An 18,329-nucleotide genomic window follows, 5' to 3' on the forward strand; every position below is an offset into this window, starting at 1 on the left:
CGGGTCCAATCGTGCGATCGATGCAGCGTCCTTCGTGGTTGCGCCAGCTCACTCCGTTGGACGGACTGGCTGCTCTGATCGCTCTGTCGGCCCTCGCTGGTGCCGTGTGGTCACCGAAGCTGACCAATGCCCTCGCCCAGGCGACGGGGGCGATCCAACCCATCCGCGTGAGCGTCGATGTCCGCCATCTGGTGGCCGCCGATCCGGAAGGCCTGATGAATGCGATCCGGGAGGAAGGAGAGGTGAGCCTCGTCATCCGCAACCAACCGGCTGGTCGCCTGAAGCTGATCGGAGTCGAACAGTTCAAGAATCGCCTGATCTCGGTTTTTCCTGATGGGGATGTCGTCCAGGCGGACAATCCCAATCCCGCCCTTCCCGTCCATGCCCGCTTCCTGCTGGAAGCCAGAGGGGAAGCGAAGTCGTCCGGTGTTGTGGTCGGCGGAACCAAGCTGAAGATCGGCACACCGATCGAGCTGGAGGGCCGTCTTTACCGGGTGAACGGCACCGTCAGTGGAGTGCAGCTCCTGTGATGGGCGTGATGCGTCGCTGCGCGATGGTCAGCATCAGCTTGCTGACGGTGTCTGTTCCAGCTCTGGCGCAGACCGGTGAAATCCCGTCCGCCCTGCTCTCGCCCCCGGCGCCGCAACATCAGCAGGGACGTCCATCGCTGCAACTGCAACCGGGACGCCTCTGTGAGGCCCTGCAGCAGACGATCCGTTCGGTGCTCGGACCTCAGATCGGGGCCTGGAGCATCACCGTTCTCGATGAGAACGGCGCCTTGCTGGCCGATGTGAACGGCACAGTGCCCCGGGTTCCGGCCTCCAACCAGAAGCTGATCAGCACTGCTTTTGCGCTGGATCGTCTGGGAACAGATTTCCGCCTGCGCACCAGGCTGCTGCGTCACCCCGATGGCTCTCTGGAAATCGTGGGCGAGGGAGATCCGGACCTGAGCATCGCTGAAATCCAGCGGTTCGCGATGGTGGCCCTTGGCGAGGGGGGCTCCCGAAGCACCAGCACTCCGGAAACACCGATCCGGCTGTTGGTTCGTGAAGAGCCGAAACGCCGCTGGTGGCCCAGCGACTGGCAACAGGCGGATCGAACCTATGCCTACGGGGCACCGATCACGCGACTGGCGCTCACCAGCAATGCACTGAGCAGTGCGGTGATGAATCCCGCTGCCAGGTTGCAGCGCATTCTCGACAGCACGGCACGCCAGCAGGGGGGGCGACTGAGCATGGTGATGGTCGACCACGAACAGCGTGAGAGAGGGGCTCCGATCGCCGGTGACGACACGGTGGTGCTGCACAGCGAGGACTCGGCACCGATGCACGCCTTGCTGAGTCTGGCCAACACCGAAAGCCACAATTTCACGGCTGAGGTGCTGCTGCGTGAAGCCGCGGACGACTGGGACGTGAACCGAGCCGCTCTGGCCAACACCCGCTGGTTGCAGTCGCAGGGGATCTCGACTGCCGGGCTTCGAATTCGTGATGGCAGCGGGCTCTCCAGAGGCAATCGCGTCACCAGCCGGACGCTGGCTGAATTGCTGCTCCGCATGGGGCAGCATCCGATGGCCTCGTACTACCAGGCCTCGATGGCGATCGCCGGACAGCGAGGCACATTGAGACGTCTTTATCGCGGTACGCCCCTCGAGGGACGTTTCTGGGGCAAAACCGGAACACTGCGCGGGGTGCGGACTCTTTCAGGAATCCTGGAAACAGCCAATGGACCGCGCTACGTGAGCATGATCTCCAACGGAGGATCGACCCCCAACACCGTGATGGGCAAGGTGCTGAGGGCCAGCCAACGCCTCAGCCGGTGCGCTTGACGGAACGAACCCGTCCTGCACCACGCCGGGCCCGCGTGATCGGCACGGTGTTGGCCTCCGAGGAACCATTCACCTCCTCATGGGTGCGGATGGTCTGGATCTTGACCAGTTCCTGGCGTCCGGCCATCACCACCTGGGCCATCTCCTTGAGGCGGACCTCCAGTTCTCCAAGGGTCTGCTCCGCATAGCGATTGGCACCGTCCTGAACACTGGCAGCCTCCTGACGACTGCGTTGAATCAGGGATTCACACTGCTGCTGCGTCTGCTGACGGAACTGGAGGGCATCGTTGTGAACCCTTTCCGCTTCGTCACGGCTTTCCTTCTGGAGACGCAGCCCCTCACGGCGGATCGTCTCGAGATCCTGCAGAGCCTGCTGACGGTTGGCTTCGTGCTGCTCGGCGTACTGGCGCTTGATCTCCGTAGCCTCCTGCTCGAGCTGCTGACGACGCTCCAGCCCCTCCTGTTCCAGCTGCTGCCTGCGGGCTGCGAACTGCTGCTCCTGCTGAGCCGTCTTCGCCTGCATCTCCTGCTCGAGCTTGGCGTTCTGCTGGCGTGTGTTCTGAAGAACCTGCTCACACTGCTGGCGGGTCTGTTCGCGCAGTTCGTTCACCTGACGCTCCGCCTCCTGTCGGATCGCGGCATTGTTCACCAGCTGTTCACGCTGGCGCTGAGCCTGCTGAACGATCTCCTCCGCCTGCTGACGGGCCGTGTTGATGAACTCATCGCGGCGGTCGAGCAGTTGTCCGGCCCGCTCCACCTCCTTGGGCATCGCCTCGCGGATGGCATCAAGCACCTCGACCGCATCCCCTTCATTGACAAGCCGGCCACCGGTGAAGGGAAGGCGACTTCCCTCCAGCACGATTTCTTCCAGTTGATCGAGTTGATCGAGGACGGTGAACCGGGCGTCACTCATGTCACCGGAGGTGTGAAAGCCGAATTGAAATGCCTGTTCAGGTCGGACGCAACCTCGCAGGGGACCATGTGCTCCACCGGCCCACCGAAACGGGCCACCTCCTTGACCACAGAGCTGCTCAGAAAGCTGTGTCGGGCTGATGTGGCGAGGAAAACGGTCTCCAGATCCTCCGCCAGCGAACGGTTCGTGTGGGCGATCTGAAGCTCGTATTCGAAATCACTCATCGCCCGCAGTCCCCGCAGGATCAGATCGGCACAATGGGCCTCCGCGCAATGCACGGTCAGTCCGTCGAAGCTGATCACTTCAATGCGCTCCAGGTGCGCCGTTGAGACCCGGATCTGAGCGATCCGCTCCTCGACGGTGAACAGCGGTTTCTTGCTGGGGTTCGACAGCACAGCCACGATCACCTCGCCGAACAGCGCAGACGCCCGTTCGATCAGATCCATGTGACCGTTCGTGAGCGGATCGAAGCTGCCGGGATAGAGCGCCCTCATGGCTGTGCAGACCGTGGTCGGATCCTATGCAGAAGTGCTCTGCCTAGATTTCAGGGAACGACTCCCATCTCGATGCCCCTCGACGCTGACGCGAAGAAGGTTCTCCTGCGCAAGATCCCTCACGGCCTGTTCGTCTGCGGAGTGCGGGAAGGGGATGAGGTCAACGGTTTCACAGCCAGCTGGGTAACTCAGGGCTCCTTTGAACCGCCTCTGGTGGTGATGGGTGTTCGTGCCGACAGCACCAGCCACGGCATCATCGAGCGCACCGGGCGCTTCTCTCTCAACGTGATGCGCGCTGATCAGAAGGATCTGGTCGCGGTGTTCTTCAAACCGCAGAAGGCGATGGGAGGTCGATTCGAAGCTGCTCCCTTCCGTGAGGGAGAGCTCGGACTGCCACTTCTGGAGGAGGCGATCGGCGGAGTGGAATGCGAACTGGTGGGCCAGGTCAAGCATGGCGATCACACCGTGTTCGTCGGCGAAGTGAAGTCTGCCCAGCTGCTCGCTGACGGCGAGGCACTCACCCTGGCAAGCACCGGCTGGAATTACGGCGGCTGAAACGGTTTGGACGAGTCCACGTCGGTGGCACCTCTGCTCACCCGGCCTCAGGTGCTGGAGAGCCGGCTCCGGGACATTCCCGCTGAGCCGGGTTGCTACCTGATGCGAGACGGGGACGACCGGATCCTCTACGTCGGCAAGTCCAAGAGCCTGCGCAGCCGGGTCCGCAGCTATTTCCGCAGCCGTCATGACCTGTCGCCGCGCATCCGTCTGATGACGCGACAGGTCTGCGAGATCGAATTCATCGTCACCGACAGCGAAGCCGAGGCCCTTGCCCTTGAGTCGAATCTGATCAAGAACCATCAGCCGCACTTCAATGTGCTGCTGAAGGACGACAAGAAATATCCCTATCTGTGCATCACCTGGAGCGAGGCCTATCCACGGATCTTCATCACCCGTCGACGACGGTTCCGTAGCCCGCTCGATCGCTTCTACGGCCCCTATGTAGATGTCGGGCTGCTGCGACGCACCCTCTTTCTCGTGAAACGGGTGTTCCCGCTTCGGCAGCGTCCACGCCCGCTGCATCCGGATCGCACCTGTCTCAACTTCAGCATCGGACGCTGCCCCGGTGTCTGCCAGGAAATGATCACCTCGCAGGACTATCACCGCACCCTGCGCAAGGTGGCGATGGTGTTCCAGGGCCGCAGCGATGAGCTTCAGAAGCTGCTCGAGCAGCAGATGGAGCGGTATGCCGAACGTCTCGATTTCGAATCGGCTGCCCGGGTTCGCGATCAGCTTCAAGGGCTGGATCAGTTGACGGCGGATCAGAAGATGAGCCTCCCGGACTCCTCGGTGAGTCGGGATGTGCTGGCCCTCGCCAGTGATGAGCGTGTCGCGGCCGTTCAGCTGTTTCAGATGCGGGCGGGAAAGCTTGTCGGACGGCTCGGGTACACGGCGGATGCTTCAGGACTGGAGCCGGGGGTGATTCTCCAGCGCGTGATCGAGGAGCATTACAGCCAGGTGGATTCGGTCGAGATTCCTCCGGAACTTCTTGTGCAGCACTCCTTGCCGCAACAGGATCTGCTGGAGGAATGGCTGACGGAGCAGCGAGAACGCAAAGTCCAGATTCACTGGCCCCAGCGACGGCGGAAGGCTGATCTGATCGAGCTGGTGCAACGCAATGCCGAGTTCGAGCTGCTCCGCGCCAAGCAGGGCCAGGAACAGCAGGCACTGGCCATGGAGGATCTTGCGCAGCTTCTGGAACTGTCGGGTTCACCGCGGCGCATCGAGGGCTACGACATCAGCCACATCCAGGGGAGTGATGCGGTCGCCTCCCAGGTGGTGTTCATCGATGGTCTTCCGGCAAAGCAGCATTACCGGAAATACAAAATTCGCAGCAGCAGCATCCGTTCCGGCCACAGCGACGATTTCATGGCCATGGCCGAGGTGATCCGGCGTCGCTTCCGCCGTTGGGCGAGGGCCAAGGCGGAGGGGGCGGATCTGGCGGCACTTCGCCGGCGGGGCGGCAGTGCGCTGCAGACCGACGGACTGAATGACTGGCCGGATGTGGTGATGATCGATGGGGGGAAAGGCCAGCTCTCTGCCGTGATGGAGGCTCTGCGCGAACTGGACCTGCAGGAGGAGCTGCAGGTCTGCTCCCTGGCCAAGCAACGGGAAGAGGTCTTTCTGCCCGGTGAGAGCCAGCCGCTCGACAGTGAACCGGATCAGCTGGGTGTGGCCTTGCTGCGTCGTCTCCGGGATGAAGCCCACCGATTCGCGGTCAGCTTCCATCGTCAGCAACGTGGGGAACGGATGAAGCGGTCACGCCTCTCCGATATTCCTGGTCTCGGTCCCAAACGCGTGAAAGAGCTCCTGGCCCATTTCCATTCGATCGACGCGATCCAGCTGGCAAGCATCGAAAGGCTTTCCCAGGCTCCAGGGGTCGGATCGTCCCTGGCCCGGGAGATTCACGGCTTCTTTCATCCGGATGCGTCCGAGCAGAGCGATGACACCCGGGAGCAAAGCGCATGATCCGTCGGCTGTTCCCGTTCAGGGCACTGTTGATCCTGCTCGGCGTGCTGTGGTTCACCATCACGGGCGTCGTCGAGGCCGCGCCAGGGCTCTGCACGGGCCCTGTGTGTGCGGATGGCATCACCCGCAGCGCGAAGAACCACTGGCAACTGGTTCTTCGCCTCAATGACCAGCAGGGCCATCGCGAAAAGGTGGTGATGGACTGCAGGGCCGGTGTTCTCAGTCCGCGTGTCGGACAGGTGGATCGGGGCTTCGCCACGGCCCTCGGTCGGCGCGCCTGCCGGCTTGCCGGTGAGCCTGTCTGAGATGGAGATCACCATCGTTTTTCCGCATCAGCTGTTCGCTGAGCATCCGGCGATCACGGCCGCGCGACCTATGGCGCTGATCGAGGATCCGCTGTTCTTCGGCACGGATCCCCGTTGGCCGATGCGTGTCCATCGTCAGCGTCTGTTGCTGCACCGTGCAGCGCTGAAGGCCTATGGCGACGACCTCCGTGGCAGGGGGCTGACCGTTCTGCACCAGCGCCATGATCAGGCTGCCGACACCGCTGGGCATCTCGGGCTGCTGCATGCAGCCGGCTACCGAAGCTTCCATCTGGCCGACCCCGTCGATGACGTGCTGCACCGGCGCCTGCGGGGTTTCGTCCGGCGAGCCGGATGTGAGCTCACCATCAGCCCCACACCGCTGCTGCTGACGCCGACCGACCTGCTGGATGAGCATTTCAGCGGCGGACGGAAACCGCTGATGGCACGCTTCTACGAGATGCAGCGCCGCAGGCTCGATCTGCTGATCGATGCCGATGGCGGGCCCCTTGGAGGGCGCTGGAGTTACGACGCCGACAACCGCAAGAAGCTGCCCAAAACGGTTCTTGTTCCCCCGGAGCCGCGTCAGGTCGGCGGCCGGCACGTGGACCTGGCGCGTCGGGAGCTGATCCAGGAGTCATTACCGGGGATCGGTGCCTGGGAGGACTTCGCTTATCCCATCACCCATGCCGATGCGAGCCGATGGCTGGATGATTTTCTGGAGCATCGCCTGCAGCAGTTCGGGGCCTACGAAGACGCAATCAGCACCAGGCATCGGGTGATGTGGCACGGGGTGCTGACACCGATGCTGAACTGCGGCCTGCTCACGCCGCAGCAGGTGATCAACCGGACGATGGACAGAGCCGGGGAGGGGGATATCCCGATCAATTCCCTCGAGGGATTCCTGCGTCAGATCATCGGCTGGAGGGAGTTCATGGCAGCGATGTACCGCCTCCATGGCGTGACGATGCGCAACGGCAACTTCTGGGACTTCGAGGACCGGCCGATCCCATCAGCGTTCTATGAGGGCACCACGGGCCTTCCCCCCATCGATGACGCCATCCACCATGCCCTGAGCACCGGTTACTGCCATCACATCGAACGACTGATGCTGCTGGGCAACGTGATGCTGCTCTGCGGTTTTCACCCGACCCGCATCTACACCTGGTTCATGGAGCTGTTTGTGGACGCTTACGACTGGGTGATGGTCCCCAATGTCTACGGCATGAGCCAGTTCGCGAACGGAGGCATCTTCACCACCAAGCCCTACCTCTCCGGATCCAACTACGTGCGGAAGATGTCGGACTACCGCAAGGGTGACTGGTGCGAGATCTGGGACGGTCTGTTCTGGTCGTTCATCAAACGCCACGACGCCTTTTTCCGCAGTCAGTACCGGTTGGCGATGATGGCCCGGAATCTGGATCGCATGGCCCCGGAGGTGTTGATCGCCCATCAGCGTCGGGCCGGCGACTTTCTTGACGGCCTCACCTGAGCACTGCGTATGGTCCTTCCAGTGCGGTTGCGGTGATGTCGCTTCCTCCTGAGGCTTACCTCTGGTTCAAGACTCTCCACATCGTCGGTGTGGTGGTCTGGTTCGCCGGCCTCTTCTACCTCGTTCGGCTGTTCATCTATCACGTTGAGGCTGATGAGCTGGCTCCCGAGCTGCAGCAACCGTTCCGGGCGCAATACGAACTGATGGAGAGGCGTCTGGCCAACATCATCACCACCCCGGGAATGGTTGTCGCGGTGGCGATGGCGATTGGTCTGCTGCTGCTTCAACCCGGCTGGCTTCATGAGAGCTGGATGCACGCCAAGCTGGGCTTCGTGGCCGCACTGCTCGCCTATCACCTGCTGTGTTACAGGCTGATGGGACAGTTGAAGACGGGCGGCTGTCAGTGGAGCGGGCGTCAGTTGCGCGCGTTCAACGAACTGCCCACCCTGCTGCTGGTGCTGGTTGTGATGCTGGTGGTCTTCAAGAACCAGTTCCCGACCAGCGCCGCGACCTGGTTCATCGTCGGACTGGTGGTGTTCATGGCCGCGTCGATCCAGTTCTACGCGCGCTGGCGTCGTCTGCGCGCCGAAGCGGCAGCGGAGGCCTGAGATGCCAACGCGCACTGATCACCCTCTGAGCACGGTGCTGGAGCAGGTCGAATCCTCCAGTTGCCCCGGGACGCTGAACTTCCACTGCCACACCATCTGCAGCGATGGAAGTCTGACCCCTGAGGAACTGATCACCCAGGCAACGGAACGGGGCCTGACGCACCTGGCGGTGACCGATCACCACAGCTCCCATGCGCATCCCGCCATGCGTGACTGGTTGTCCCGGCAGCGGGACTCGGGCCGGACCGTGCCCACCCTGTGGAGCGGCATGGAGATCAGCGCCCTGCTCAAGGGTTGTCTGGTCCACGTGCTGGCGCTCGGCTTCGAGCTGAATCACCGGGATCTGCAGCCCTACAACCGTGGTGATGCCGTGGTCGGTGAAGCATTGCGAGCCGAGAGCGTCGTCCGGGCGATCCACGCGGCGGGCGGGCTTGCCGTGCTGGCCCATCCGGCCCGCTACCGACTCGGCCATGACCTGCTCATCGAGGAGGCCGCCCGTCTGGGATTTGATGGAGGTGAAGCCTGGTACGACTATGAGATGCAGCCCCACTGGCGACCAAGCCCCTTGATCTGCGAAACGATCGACCGGCAGCTCCGTGAACTTGGCCTTTTGCGTACGTGTGGCACCGACAGTCACGGAATCGACCTGAGCGGCCGCTAAGTTCGACGCAAGTCAGATCCACTCGGCATGGGTTTATTTGATCGAGTCAAGAGCTTCGTCAACAGTGGCTCCGAAGACTCCAAGCCGATTAAGCCGAGACCTGAGAAGGCCGAAAAGGCGGAAGCCTTCTTCCTCGATTCCGACTCCTCCTCCTCCCTGGGGGACCGCGACTACATGCGCGAATCGAAGACGATCCGCCGCACCTTCCCTGGTACGGCCGATTCCCCCGGCACGAAGGAACGGGTGAGTGTGGTGGCAGCGGAGACCGAACAGGTGACCCGCCGCAGTGACGGCCTCGGTGGTGTCGTGAAGAAGGAGGAGGAACCGGTCAGTCCTGTCGGCGGTGTCCCGAAGCCTGTCAAGAAGACCTTTGCCGAACAGGTCAGCACCGCCGAGATGAAGCAGCGTCTCAAGGGTGCTGCCGTGACTGGAGTCAACGTGCCGTCGAGCGCGGACGCCGCTCCTGTCGGTCGCAAGGAATCTCTGAAGTCAGAGCCTGAGGTGACCAAGCCCGGCAACACCGGAGGTCGGAGCCCCGCCGGCTCGATCGATCCGTTCCGTCAGATGGTCAGGGATCTCAACAAGTAGGTCCGCCCTGTTCGATGCAGGCCTCACTGCGGTGCACCAGATGGCTCAGCAGCTGCAGCTGCTGAGCCTGAGCTGATTGCCACAGACCGCGGTTGGACGCCTCGAGAAGACGTTCCGCCATGTCGCGCAGCACCCAGGGATTGCTCGACATCAGGAACTCAATCGTTCGATCATCCGCGAGCCATTGATCGCTGAGGGCTCCGTAGCACCAGTCCGGAACACGATCCGTGGCGGCGTCATAGGCGAACAGATAGTCAAGACTCGCCCCCATCTCGAAGGCCCCCTTGTATCCGTGCTGCTGCATTCCCTCGATCCAGCGAGGGTTGAGCAGACGGCTGCGCATCACCTTGTCGATCTCTTTCTCCAACCGGTGCAGGCGGGGTCTCTCCCGCCGGGAGTGGTCGCCGAACCACATCTGAGCGGGTTGCCCACGCTGGTGTTCCACCGCAGCAGCCAGCCCCCCGTGGAACTGGTAATAATCATCGGAATCGAGCAGATCGTGTTCCCGGTTGTCCTGGTTGTGCAGCACCACCTGCACGCGACTGAGGGCTGATTCCAGGCCGGTGCGGTCTTTCACGCCCTCACCACCTTCGTCGTACCGCCACTGACTCCAGCTCAGAAAGGCCTCGGCCAGATCACCCCGGTCCTCCCAGGCACCGCTGTCGATCACTGCCTGCAATCCAGCGCCGTAGGCCCCCGGGGCCGATCCGAAGATCCGACCCTGGGGTCCCTCTCGCCGCGAGAGCTCCGCCAGGGGATTGGCCTCCCCCGGTTCGTCCTGTGCCGCCACAAGGCGCTGAGCGCGATCAACCCAGGCCACCAGCTGGGGGAAGGCATCACGGAACAACCCTGAGATGCGCAGCAGCACATCGACCCTCGGCCTTCCCAGCAGAGACAACGGGATCAGCTCCAGATCGACCATCCGACGGGTCGGTCCATCCCAGACGGGACGAACCCCGATCAGAGCCAGCAACTGGGCGATGTCCTCGCCGCCGTTGCGCATGGTGGCCGTCCCCCACACAGACAGTGCCAGATGCCGCACCGGTTCTCCTTCCTCCAGCAGGTGCAGATCCAGCAGCTGTTCAGCCGAGCGGCGACCCAGATCCCAGGCGGCCTCGGTGGGCAGGCCCCTCAGATCAACGGAGTAGAAATTGCGGCCGGTGGGAAGCACATCGGGCCGTCCTCGGGTCGGCGCTCCCGATGGTCCAGCCGGTACACGACCTCCGGCGGCACCGCGGATCAGGGCGTGTCGCTCCTGGTCCGCACAACGGATGAGATCCGGCCACAGCCGGGTGAGCAATCGCTCCAGCACCGGATCCCGGGGGGTCCGTACCGACCAGTCGTGGATCGGAGCGGACAGGTCGCTTCCGGATCCCTGGCCGACCAGCCGGCTCACCAGACCCATGGCCTGGTTCTCGAGCCAGGCCGTGCCATCCCCCACGCGGCGCGCACGCGTGCAACCGAGCTCTCCCAGAAGCTGCTGGTCCGCCGCTGACAGCGGTTCACCGTCTTCATCCGACCAGGGATCGAACGCAAGACCGACCACCCGAGCCAGCGCCTGGATCAGGCCTGGACCCTCCCGACTCGGCGGCCGCGCCAGGGCGATCAGCAGTTCCAGTTCCGCCCCCGCAGACGGGCGGGTTCCGAGACGATGCAGACCGGTCCTGATCTGGGCTTCCTTCAGTTCGCAGAGATAGGTCTCGGCTGCATCCAAAGCGAGATCCAGTGCCGCTGAATCGGAATCGGCTTGCTCTGGATCCGGCAGACCGGGCCAGTCCAGATGCCGCAGCGTCTTGAGCACCTGCTGCTCCAGGTCGGCGCTTCGAGCGGCCCCCATCTGGCGAGCCTCCACCAGTTCATCCAGCAGCCCCTCAAGCCTCTGCAGAGGACCATGCAGGCCGGCCCGGCCCAGCGGAGGGGTCAGGTGATCCACAATCACGGCGTGGCCACGGCGTTTGGCCTGCGATCCCTCCCCCGGGTCATTGACGATGAAGGGGTAGAGATGCGGAATGGCCCCGAGCGCCAGCTGAGGCGCACAGCCTGCACTCAGTCCAACGGATTTGCCCGGCAGCCATTCGGCGCTGCCATGTTTGCCCACGTGCAGCATCAGGTGCGTCCCATGCCGCTCCCTCAACCACAGGTACTGCGCGAGATAGCGATGGGGTGGTGGCAGATCCGGTGAGTGCAGATCCGCGATCTGATCCGCGTCGTAGCCGCGGTCCGGCTGAATCAGCACCACCACATGACCGAATCGGAGTCCGTGCACGGGAAAGCCGAGCCCGGGCTCCAGGTCACAGGCCCTGTCCGGCGGTCCCCAGCGCTCCTCGATGCGTTGACGGGCCTCGGGGGGGACGGACTCCCACCACCGCTGGTAATCGGAGAGGCTCAGATGATCCAGTGGCTGACGATTCAGGCTCTCCGGAGCATTGGTGCGACCAGCGAGCAGGCTCTGCATCAGTGCCTCGCCATCGCAGGGGAGCGGTTCCCCACCAAGGGCCATTCCCTCCTGCTGAAGCCACTGCAGGATGGACAGACAGCTGGCGGGGGTGTCGAGTCCCACCCCGTTGGCCAGCCGACCGTCCCGCACCGGATAGTTCGCCAGCACCAGGGCAACCCGCCGTTGATTGGCGTCGGTCTCTCTCAGCCGCACCCAACGGCGGGCATGATCCACGAGCCAGCGGATGCCGTCGTCATCGGGAACCACCCCCGGAATCGCGGTGGCGAGCCGGGGATCATCCGTGCGCAGATCACGGAAACCGCAGGGCCGCGTGCAGAGACGGGCATCCAGCTCCGGCATGACCACTTGGAGCGTGAGGTCCAGCGGTGTCAGTCCGCGGCTGCCCGCGAGCCATTCCTCCCGGCTTCGTCCGCTGATCAGCAGCTGAAGCACCGGCAGATCCAGGTCATCCCACAGCGGACTGCCGAACCCGGCATCCGCACTGCGCACGGATGCGAAGGCCGTGCCACAGATCACGACCTCAACCTGTTCTCGGCGCAGCAGGTCCTTCACTCCGCGCTGAACGGCGGCATCACGCAGGCTGCTCACCCAGAGAAGACGTGGACAGAGGCCCTGAGATCGCAGAGCCGCGGTCAGGGCTTCCGCAAGACGCAGATCACCGCTCTGAAACAGCGCGCGATAGAGGACGACACCGATACGCGGCCCAGCGTCGGACTGCCAGTCCCAGGGCGATGGGTCGGGCATCGGGTGCACGCTGCCGGCATCCTCCGGCTGTGATTCGCCGTCCAGCAGACGCTGCAGAACCGCCAGCATCTGCAGCATGTTCCGCTCGCCGCCCTCGCGCAGACAGGCGGCCAGACGACCGGCCAGATCGGCATTGATCGAGCCCAGTTCGTGAAGATGAACGTCCTGATCAGCGGTACCGGCCAGGATCACCAGCTCGCGATCGGATGCGGCTGCGCACCAGCCCTGCAGCTGTTCAAGCCCGTAACTCCAGTGACCCCGACCACCGAGGAGGCGCACCACGATCGCCCTGGCCTTCGCGGCCGTGGTGCTCAGGTAGTGATCGAGCTGGGCCGGGTGGCCCAGACAGTCCAGAGCGAGCCCGCGAATCGTGGCTCGGAACACCGCTTCAGCGGCTGGTCGAGCCAACGCCCGGGACAGACAGGTGAGATCGGTTCCGGCACTCGTCAGGAAGAGCACATCCGCCGGCGGCTGCTCCACCAGCACAACGTCCTCCGGTGGATCGACCCCGGGACAGGTGGCGAGACGATGCATGCGGACATTCTCCTGCCCGGTGGGTGAGAAGATTCAGCCATCGGGCTCCACAGTGATGCATCAGTTCCTGCCCTACGCCTGGTTCCAGGGACAGTGCGTGCCCTTCGAGGACGCCAGGATCTCCATCGCCACCCACGCTCTGCACTACGGCACTGGAGCGTTCGGCGGCATGCGGGCCATCCCCGACCCCACTCAGGCCGGCACGATGCTGCTGTTCCGGGCCGATCGCCATGCTCGCCGGCTCAGTCAGAGTGCCCGTCTGCTGCTCACAGAGCTCAGCGAGGAGACGATCCTCTCCGCACTGACCGCCATGCTGCAGGCGAACAAACCTCAGCAGCCGATCTATCTGCGGCCCTTCGTTTACACCAGCGATCTCGGCATCGCGCCCCGGCTGCATCAGATCGAGACCGACTTCCTCATCTATGGCCTGCCGCTCGGCGACTACCTCTCACCGGAGGGAGTCAGCTGTCGCATCAGCAGCTGGACACGCCAGGAGGATCGCTCCCTGCCCCTGCGGGGCAAGATCAGCGGCGCTTACATCACCAGCTCTCTGGCCAAGACCGAAGCAGTGCAGAGCGGGTTCGACGAAGCGCTGCTGCTCAACAGCCGCGGCAAGGTCAGCGAGGCCAGCGGCATGAACCTCTTCCTCGTGCGCGATGGCGAGCTGATCACGCCTGGCGTCGAACAGGACATCCTGGAGGGCATCACCCGTGCCAGCGTCATCGAACTGGCGGAAACCATGGGCATCCGGGTGATCCAGAGGCCTGTCGACAAGACGGAGCTGTTCATCGCCGACGAGGTGTTCCTGACCGGTACAGCCGCCAAGATCACTCCCATCCGCCAGATCGAATCCACCACCCTCGGCACCGACAGGCCCGTGATGGAGTCGCTCCGCACCCGACTGGTCGCGATCACCGAGGGACGGGATCCGGCCTTCGAGCACTGGGTGACCCGGATCAGCATCTGAGTTCGAGGGATGCTCGCCACGGACTTTTCTTAGAGTCGGCGACTACTGGAAGGGTTCCATGGCAGCGACGGTGACCACCACATCCGTGGCGAATTCCCGTTTTCTCAGCCACCTGAACGGTCCCCGACGTCCCGTGCTCGTCTTCGACGGGGCCACCGGAACCAGCCTGCAGCAGATGGATCTGACGGCTGATGACTTCGGCGGTCTGGAACTGGAGGGTTGCAACGAGAACCTGGTGGTCACCCGGCCCGATGCCGTTCAGGCGGTGCATCGCCAGTTTCTGGAGGCGGGATGCGATGTGATCGAGACCGACACCTTCGGTGCCGCCTCGATCGTTCTGGCCGAATACGGCCTGGAGGACCACGCCCATGCCCTGAACAAGAAGGCGGCGGAACTCGCCCGGGAGATGGCGGATCAGTACAGCACCGCCGAGAAACCGCGCTTCGTGGCCGGTTCCATGGGACCCACCACCAAACTGCCCACCCTCGGCCACATCGATTTCGACACGATGCGCGCGTCCTTCCGGGAACAGGCGGAGGGCCTGATCGCCGGCGATGTCGATCTGTTCATCGTCGAGACCTGTCAGGACGTTCTCCAGATCAAGGCGGCACTGCAGGGAATCGAGGAGGCCTTCGAAGCCGCCGGTGAACGTCGTGCCCTGATGGTGTCGGTGACCATGGAGACCACCGGCACGATGCTCGTGGGGTCCGACATCGCCGCTGTGGTGTCGATCCTTGAGCCATTTCCCATCGACATCCTCGGGCTGAACTGCGCGACGGGACCGGAGCAGATGAAAGAGCACATCCGCTACCTCTCGGAGCATTCACCCTTCACCGTCAGCTGCATTCCCAATGCCGGGCTTCCGGAGAACATCGGCGGTGTGGCTCATTACCGTCTGACGCCGACGGAACTGAAGATGCAGCTGATGCACTTCGTGGAGGACCTGGGAGTGCAGGTGATCGGAGGTTGCTGCGGCACCACACCTGCCCACATCAGCGCACTCTCGGAGCTCTCCGCGGAACTGAAACCGGCGGAACGGAGCCGTCGCAGCAGTGAGCCGTCCGCGGCCTCGATCTACGGAATCACGCCGTATCACCAGGACAACTCCTTCCTGATCATCGGAGAGCGACTCAATGCCAGCGGCAGCCGCAAAGTGCGAGAGCTGCTGGCGGAGGAGGACTGGGACGGACTGGTCTCCGTGGCCCGCGGTCAGGTGAAGGAGAACGCCCACGTCCTGGACGTCAACGTCGACTACGTCGGACGCGACGGCGAGCGGGATATGCACGAACTGGTGAGCCGTCTGGTCACCAACGTCAACCTGCCGCTGATGCTTGACTCCACCGAGTGGCAGAAGATGGAAGCCGGCCTCAAGGTGGCTGGTGGCAAGTGCATCCTCAACTCCACCAACTACGAAGACGGGGATGAGCGCTTTTTCAAGGTGCTTGACCTTGCGCGCCGCTATGGCGCCGGTGTCGTTGTCGGCACCATCGATGAAGACGGCATGGCCCGGACCGCTGAGCAGAAGTTCGCCATCGCCCAGCGGGCGTACCGCGATGCCCTGGAGTTCGGCATTCCTGCTGAGGAGATCTTCTATGACCCTCTGGCCCTGCCCATCTCCACCGGGATCGAGGAGGACCGACTCAACGGCAAGGCCACCCTCGACGCGATCCGGCTGATCCGCGAGAACCTCCCCGGCGTGCATGTGGTGCTGGGGGTGAGCAACGTCAGTTTCGGGCTCTCACCTGCCGCACGGATCACGCTCAACTCCGTTTTCCTTCACGACTGCTGCCAGGCCGGCATGGATGCCGCGATCGTCAGCCCAGCGAAGATCCTGCCGCTGATCAAGATCAGCGAAGACCATCAGACGGTGTGCCGTGATCTGATCAACGACAAGCGTCGCTTCGACGACGGCATCTGCGTTTACGACCCCCTCACCGAGCTCACCAAGCTGTTCGAAGGTGTGAGCGCCAAGGAAGCGCGGGCATCCGGACCATCCCTGGCTGACCTTCCCGTGGAAGAACGTCTCAAGCAGCACATCATCGATGGTGAGCGGATCGGCCTGGAAACGGCCCTGAAGGAAGGCCTGACCAGCTACAAGCCGCTGCACATCGTCAACACCTTCCTGCTGGACGGCATGAAGGTGGTGGGTGAGTTGTTCGGCAGCGGTCAGATGCAGCTGCCTTTCGTGCTCCAGAGCGCCGAGACGATGAAATCAGCGGTGGCCTTCCTGGAGCCGCACATGGAGAAGAGCGAGGGAGAGAGCAGCAGCAAGGGCAAGTTCCTCATCGCCACCGTCAAAGGCGATGTCCACGACATCGGCAAGAACCTGGTGGACATCATCCTCACCAACAACGGCTACGAGGTCGTCAATCTCGGCATCAAACAGAGCTGTGAAGCGATCATCGAGGCCCAGCACGAACACAAGGCCGACTGCATCGCGATGAGCGGCCTTCTGGTGAAGTCGACCGCCTTCATGAAGGACAACCTCAGCGCCTTCAATGAGGCGGGCATCGACGTTCCCGTGATTCTCGGAGGCGCTGCACTGACGCCTCGGTTCGTTCAGAAGGACTGCCGCGAGGTCTACAACGGCAAGGTGGTGTACGGACGGGATGCCTTCGCTGATCTGCGTTTCATGGATGCGCTGATGGAGGCGAAGGGGCAGGACGGCTGGAGCAACACCACCGGATTTCTGAACGGAGCACCGCAGGGTGTCGGGCTGGACGAGCCGGAAGCCGAGGAGACCAGCAGCAACGGCAGTTCAGCCCCGAAGGACACTCCCCAGCAGCCTCAGACCCCGGTGAGCACCGAACGCTCGGAGGCGGTGCCTGCCGAGCCGGCTGCGACGCCTCCCTTCCTGGGTTCGGCTCTGCTGGACGAGGGTCAGATCGCACTTGAAGAAGTGTTCCCATACCTGGATCGCAATGCTCTGTTCGCCGGGCAGTGGCAGATCCGCAAAACCCAGCAGCAGAGCCGTGAGGAGTACGACGCGATGCTGGCTGAGAAGGCGGAGCCGGTCCTGGAGCAGTGGATGGCCCGTTGTCTGGATGAAAAGCTGCTCACACCGCGGGTCGCCTACGGCTATTTCCCCGTCGGAAGAGACGGCAACAGCCTGCGTGTCTTCGACGTGAACGGGGCCGAGGAGCTGGGGCGCTTCGATCTACCCCGTCAACGTTCTGGGAACCGTTACTGCATCGCTGACTTCTTCCAGGACCTCGGATCTGATGGCCGTCCGGCCGATGTTCTGCCGATGCAGGCGGTCACCATGGGGGAACGGGCCAGTGAAGTGGCCCAGGAGCTGTTTCAGGGCGATCGCTACAGCGACTACCTCTATTTCCACGGTCTCGCCGTGCAGATGGCGGAAGCTCTGGCCGAGTGGGTGCATGCGCGGATCCGGACGGAACTCGGTTTTGCCGATCCCTCCGACATGCCTCTGCGGGATGTTCTGGCGCAGCGCTACCGCGGCAGTCGCTACTCATTCGGATACCCCGCCTGTCCGAATGTGGCCGATTCAAGACAGCAACTGGCCTGGCTCGATGCGGAGAGAATCGGTCTGACCATGGATGCCAGCGATCAGCTGGCACCGGAACAGAGCACGACCGCTCTCGTGACGATCCACAGCCAGGCGCGCTATTTCAGCGCATAACCTGAATCGCCTCTTTTTGAAGACCATGGCGATTGCCGGACCCGACGGCGTGGATGCCGCCATCCAGGCGGGCGTTGATCTCGACGGCAGCCCCATCCCCCAGGAGATGCTCAGTCTCTACAACGAGGTGATGGATCTGGAGAGCCAGCGTGCCCGCAGCGGTGTGCTCAAGTCCATGCGCAACCGCGTGGTCAAGACCGGCGCCAAGCATTTCGATCAGGCTGCTCTCAATCAGCGACTGATCGAGGCCGGCTGGGACGGCCTCAAGGCCAAGGAGATCGCCTTCTACTTCAGCTGAAGGCTCCCTTCGAGCTCGGTTGCATCAGTCCTGGCAGAGCTTCTCCATGGTGTCGATCACTTCCTGCTGAAACTCGTCGAGGGCATTCGATTCGCTCAGATCGATGCCTTCGCCGGCAGCATTCTGAGCCAGATCCTGAAAATGAAACGCACCCTCCCCGTTGGCCAGGAACTCGATCGCCGAGCTCTCACCGCTCTCGCGAAAGGCGTCGCACAGCGCGAGAAAGGCGGCGTCTTCGGTGAACTCCCAATCCATCGAGTGGACATGACTGAACGA

The 18,329-nt window shown here is 63.3% G+C and carries 16 protein-coding genes; 12 read left to right on the plus strand and 4 right to left on the minus strand.

Annotated elements, in window-relative coordinates:
- The first annotated feature begins 20 nt into the window (after positions 1–20).
- Positions 21–530, plus strand: coding sequence for a DUF4330 domain-containing protein (locus tag KR49_RS01765; RefSeq protein WP_043696475.1), 510 nt, complete (start codon positions 21–23; stop codon positions 528–530).
- Between the two features lie 8 nt (positions 531–538).
- Positions 539–1,825, plus strand: a complete 1,287-nt coding sequence (gene dacB, locus KR49_RS01770; protein WP_043696478.1) for a D-alanyl-D-alanine carboxypeptidase/D-alanyl-D-alanine-endopeptidase — start codon at positions 539–541, stop codon at positions 1,823–1,825.
- Here the strand turns inward: dacB and KR49_RS01775 are convergent.
- On the minus strand, positions 1,809–2,738 hold the full coding sequence (locus KR49_RS01775) for a hypothetical protein (RefSeq protein ID WP_043691090.1): 930 nt from the start codon (positions 2,736–2,738) through the stop codon (positions 1,809–1,811). The genes dacB and KR49_RS01775 overlap by 17 nt on opposite strands.
- Positions 2,735–3,232, minus strand: a complete 498-nt coding sequence (gene coaD / locus KR49_RS01780; protein ID WP_043691092.1) for a pantetheine-phosphate adenylyltransferase — start codon at positions 3,230–3,232, stop codon at positions 2,735–2,737. The genes KR49_RS01775 and coaD overlap by 4 nt, the downstream gene beginning before the upstream one ends.
- A 72-nt stretch (positions 3,233–3,304) precedes the next feature.
- On the opposite strand from coaD, the gene KR49_RS01785 reads away from it, so the two are divergent.
- Genes KR49_RS01785 through KR49_RS01815 form a run of 7 tightly spaced genes read left to right on the plus strand, consistent with a single transcriptional unit; the run spans position 3,305 to position 9,409 of the window.
- Positions 3,305–3,787 (plus strand): flavin reductase family protein, encoded by a 483-nt coding sequence (locus KR49_RS01785; protein WP_043691094.1) that lies wholly within the window; start codon positions 3,305–3,307, stop codon positions 3,785–3,787.
- Between the two features lie 24 nt (positions 3,788–3,811).
- Positions 3,812–5,758, plus strand: coding sequence for an excinuclease ABC subunit UvrC (gene uvrC, locus KR49_RS01790; RefSeq protein WP_173402156.1), 1,947 nt, complete (start codon positions 3,812–3,814; stop codon positions 5,756–5,758).
- Positions 5,755–6,063, plus strand: coding sequence for a hypothetical protein (locus tag KR49_RS01795; protein ID WP_043691101.1), 309 nt, complete (start codon positions 5,755–5,757; stop codon positions 6,061–6,063). Before uvrC ends, KR49_RS01795 begins: the two co-directional genes overlap by 4 nt.
- 1 nt (position 6,064) lies before the next feature.
- Positions 6,065–7,552 carry a cryptochrome/photolyase family protein gene (locus KR49_RS01800; protein WP_043691106.1) on the plus strand — a complete coding sequence of 496 codons (1,488 nt, stop codon included), beginning with the start codon at positions 6,065–6,067 and terminating at the stop codon, positions 7,550–7,552.
- A gap of 35 nt (positions 7,553–7,587) precedes the next feature.
- Positions 7,588–8,160, plus strand: a complete 573-nt coding sequence (gene hemJ, locus KR49_RS01805; protein ID WP_043691109.1) for a protoporphyrinogen oxidase HemJ — start codon at positions 7,588–7,590, stop codon at positions 8,158–8,160.
- Position 8,161: 1 nt separating this feature from the next.
- Positions 8,162–8,821 carry a PHP domain-containing protein gene (locus tag KR49_RS01810; RefSeq protein ID WP_043691110.1) on the plus strand — a complete coding sequence of 220 codons (660 nt, stop codon included), beginning with the start codon at positions 8,162–8,164 and terminating at the stop codon, positions 8,819–8,821.
- 27 nt (positions 8,822–8,848) lie between these two features.
- Entirely contained in the window at positions 8,849–9,409 is a 561-nt protein-coding gene (locus tag KR49_RS01815) for a hypothetical protein (protein WP_043691112.1), read from the plus strand.
- On the opposite strand, the gene cobN is transcribed toward KR49_RS01815, so the two are convergent.
- Positions 9,399–13,145 (minus strand): cobaltochelatase subunit CobN, encoded by a 3,747-nt coding sequence (gene cobN / locus KR49_RS01820; protein WP_043691114.1) that lies wholly within the window; start codon positions 13,143–13,145, stop codon positions 9,399–9,401. The genes KR49_RS01815 and cobN overlap by 11 nt on opposite strands.
- A gap of 55 nt (positions 13,146–13,200) precedes the next feature.
- Between cobN and KR49_RS01825 the strand changes: the two genes are divergently transcribed.
- From KR49_RS01825 to KR49_RS01835, 3 genes are read left to right on the plus strand one after another with little or no spacing between them, the layout of a single operon-like run.
- A complete protein-coding gene (locus KR49_RS01825; protein WP_043696481.1) occupies positions 13,201–14,112 on the plus strand; it encodes a branched-chain amino acid transaminase in 912 nt (303 codons plus the stop codon).
- Between the two features lie 58 nt (positions 14,113–14,170).
- Positions 14,171–17,755: a methionine synthase gene (gene metH / locus KR49_RS01830; protein WP_043691116.1), complete on the plus strand. Its 3,585-nt coding sequence runs from the start codon at positions 14,171–14,173 to the stop codon at positions 17,753–17,755.
- 25 nt (positions 17,756–17,780) lie between these two features.
- Positions 17,781–18,053, plus strand: a complete 273-nt coding sequence (locus tag KR49_RS01835) for a DUF4090 family protein (protein WP_043691119.1) — start codon at positions 17,781–17,783, stop codon at positions 18,051–18,053.
- A gap of 24 nt (positions 18,054–18,077) precedes the next feature.
- Here the strand turns inward: KR49_RS01835 and KR49_RS01840 are convergent, their stop codons facing one another.
- The gene (locus KR49_RS01840) at positions 18,078–18,308 is read right to left on the minus strand and encodes a hypothetical protein (RefSeq protein WP_043691123.1); all 231 of its coding nucleotides are present in this window, start codon (positions 18,306–18,308) and stop codon (positions 18,078–18,080) included.
- Positions 18,309–18,329 lie beyond the last annotated feature (21 nt).

The sequence above is a fragment of the Synechococcus sp. KORDI-49 genome (genome assembly GCF_000737575.1).
In the GTDB taxonomy this organism is placed as follows: Bacteria; Cyanobacteriota; Cyanobacteriia; order PCC-6307; family Cyanobiaceae; genus Parasynechococcus.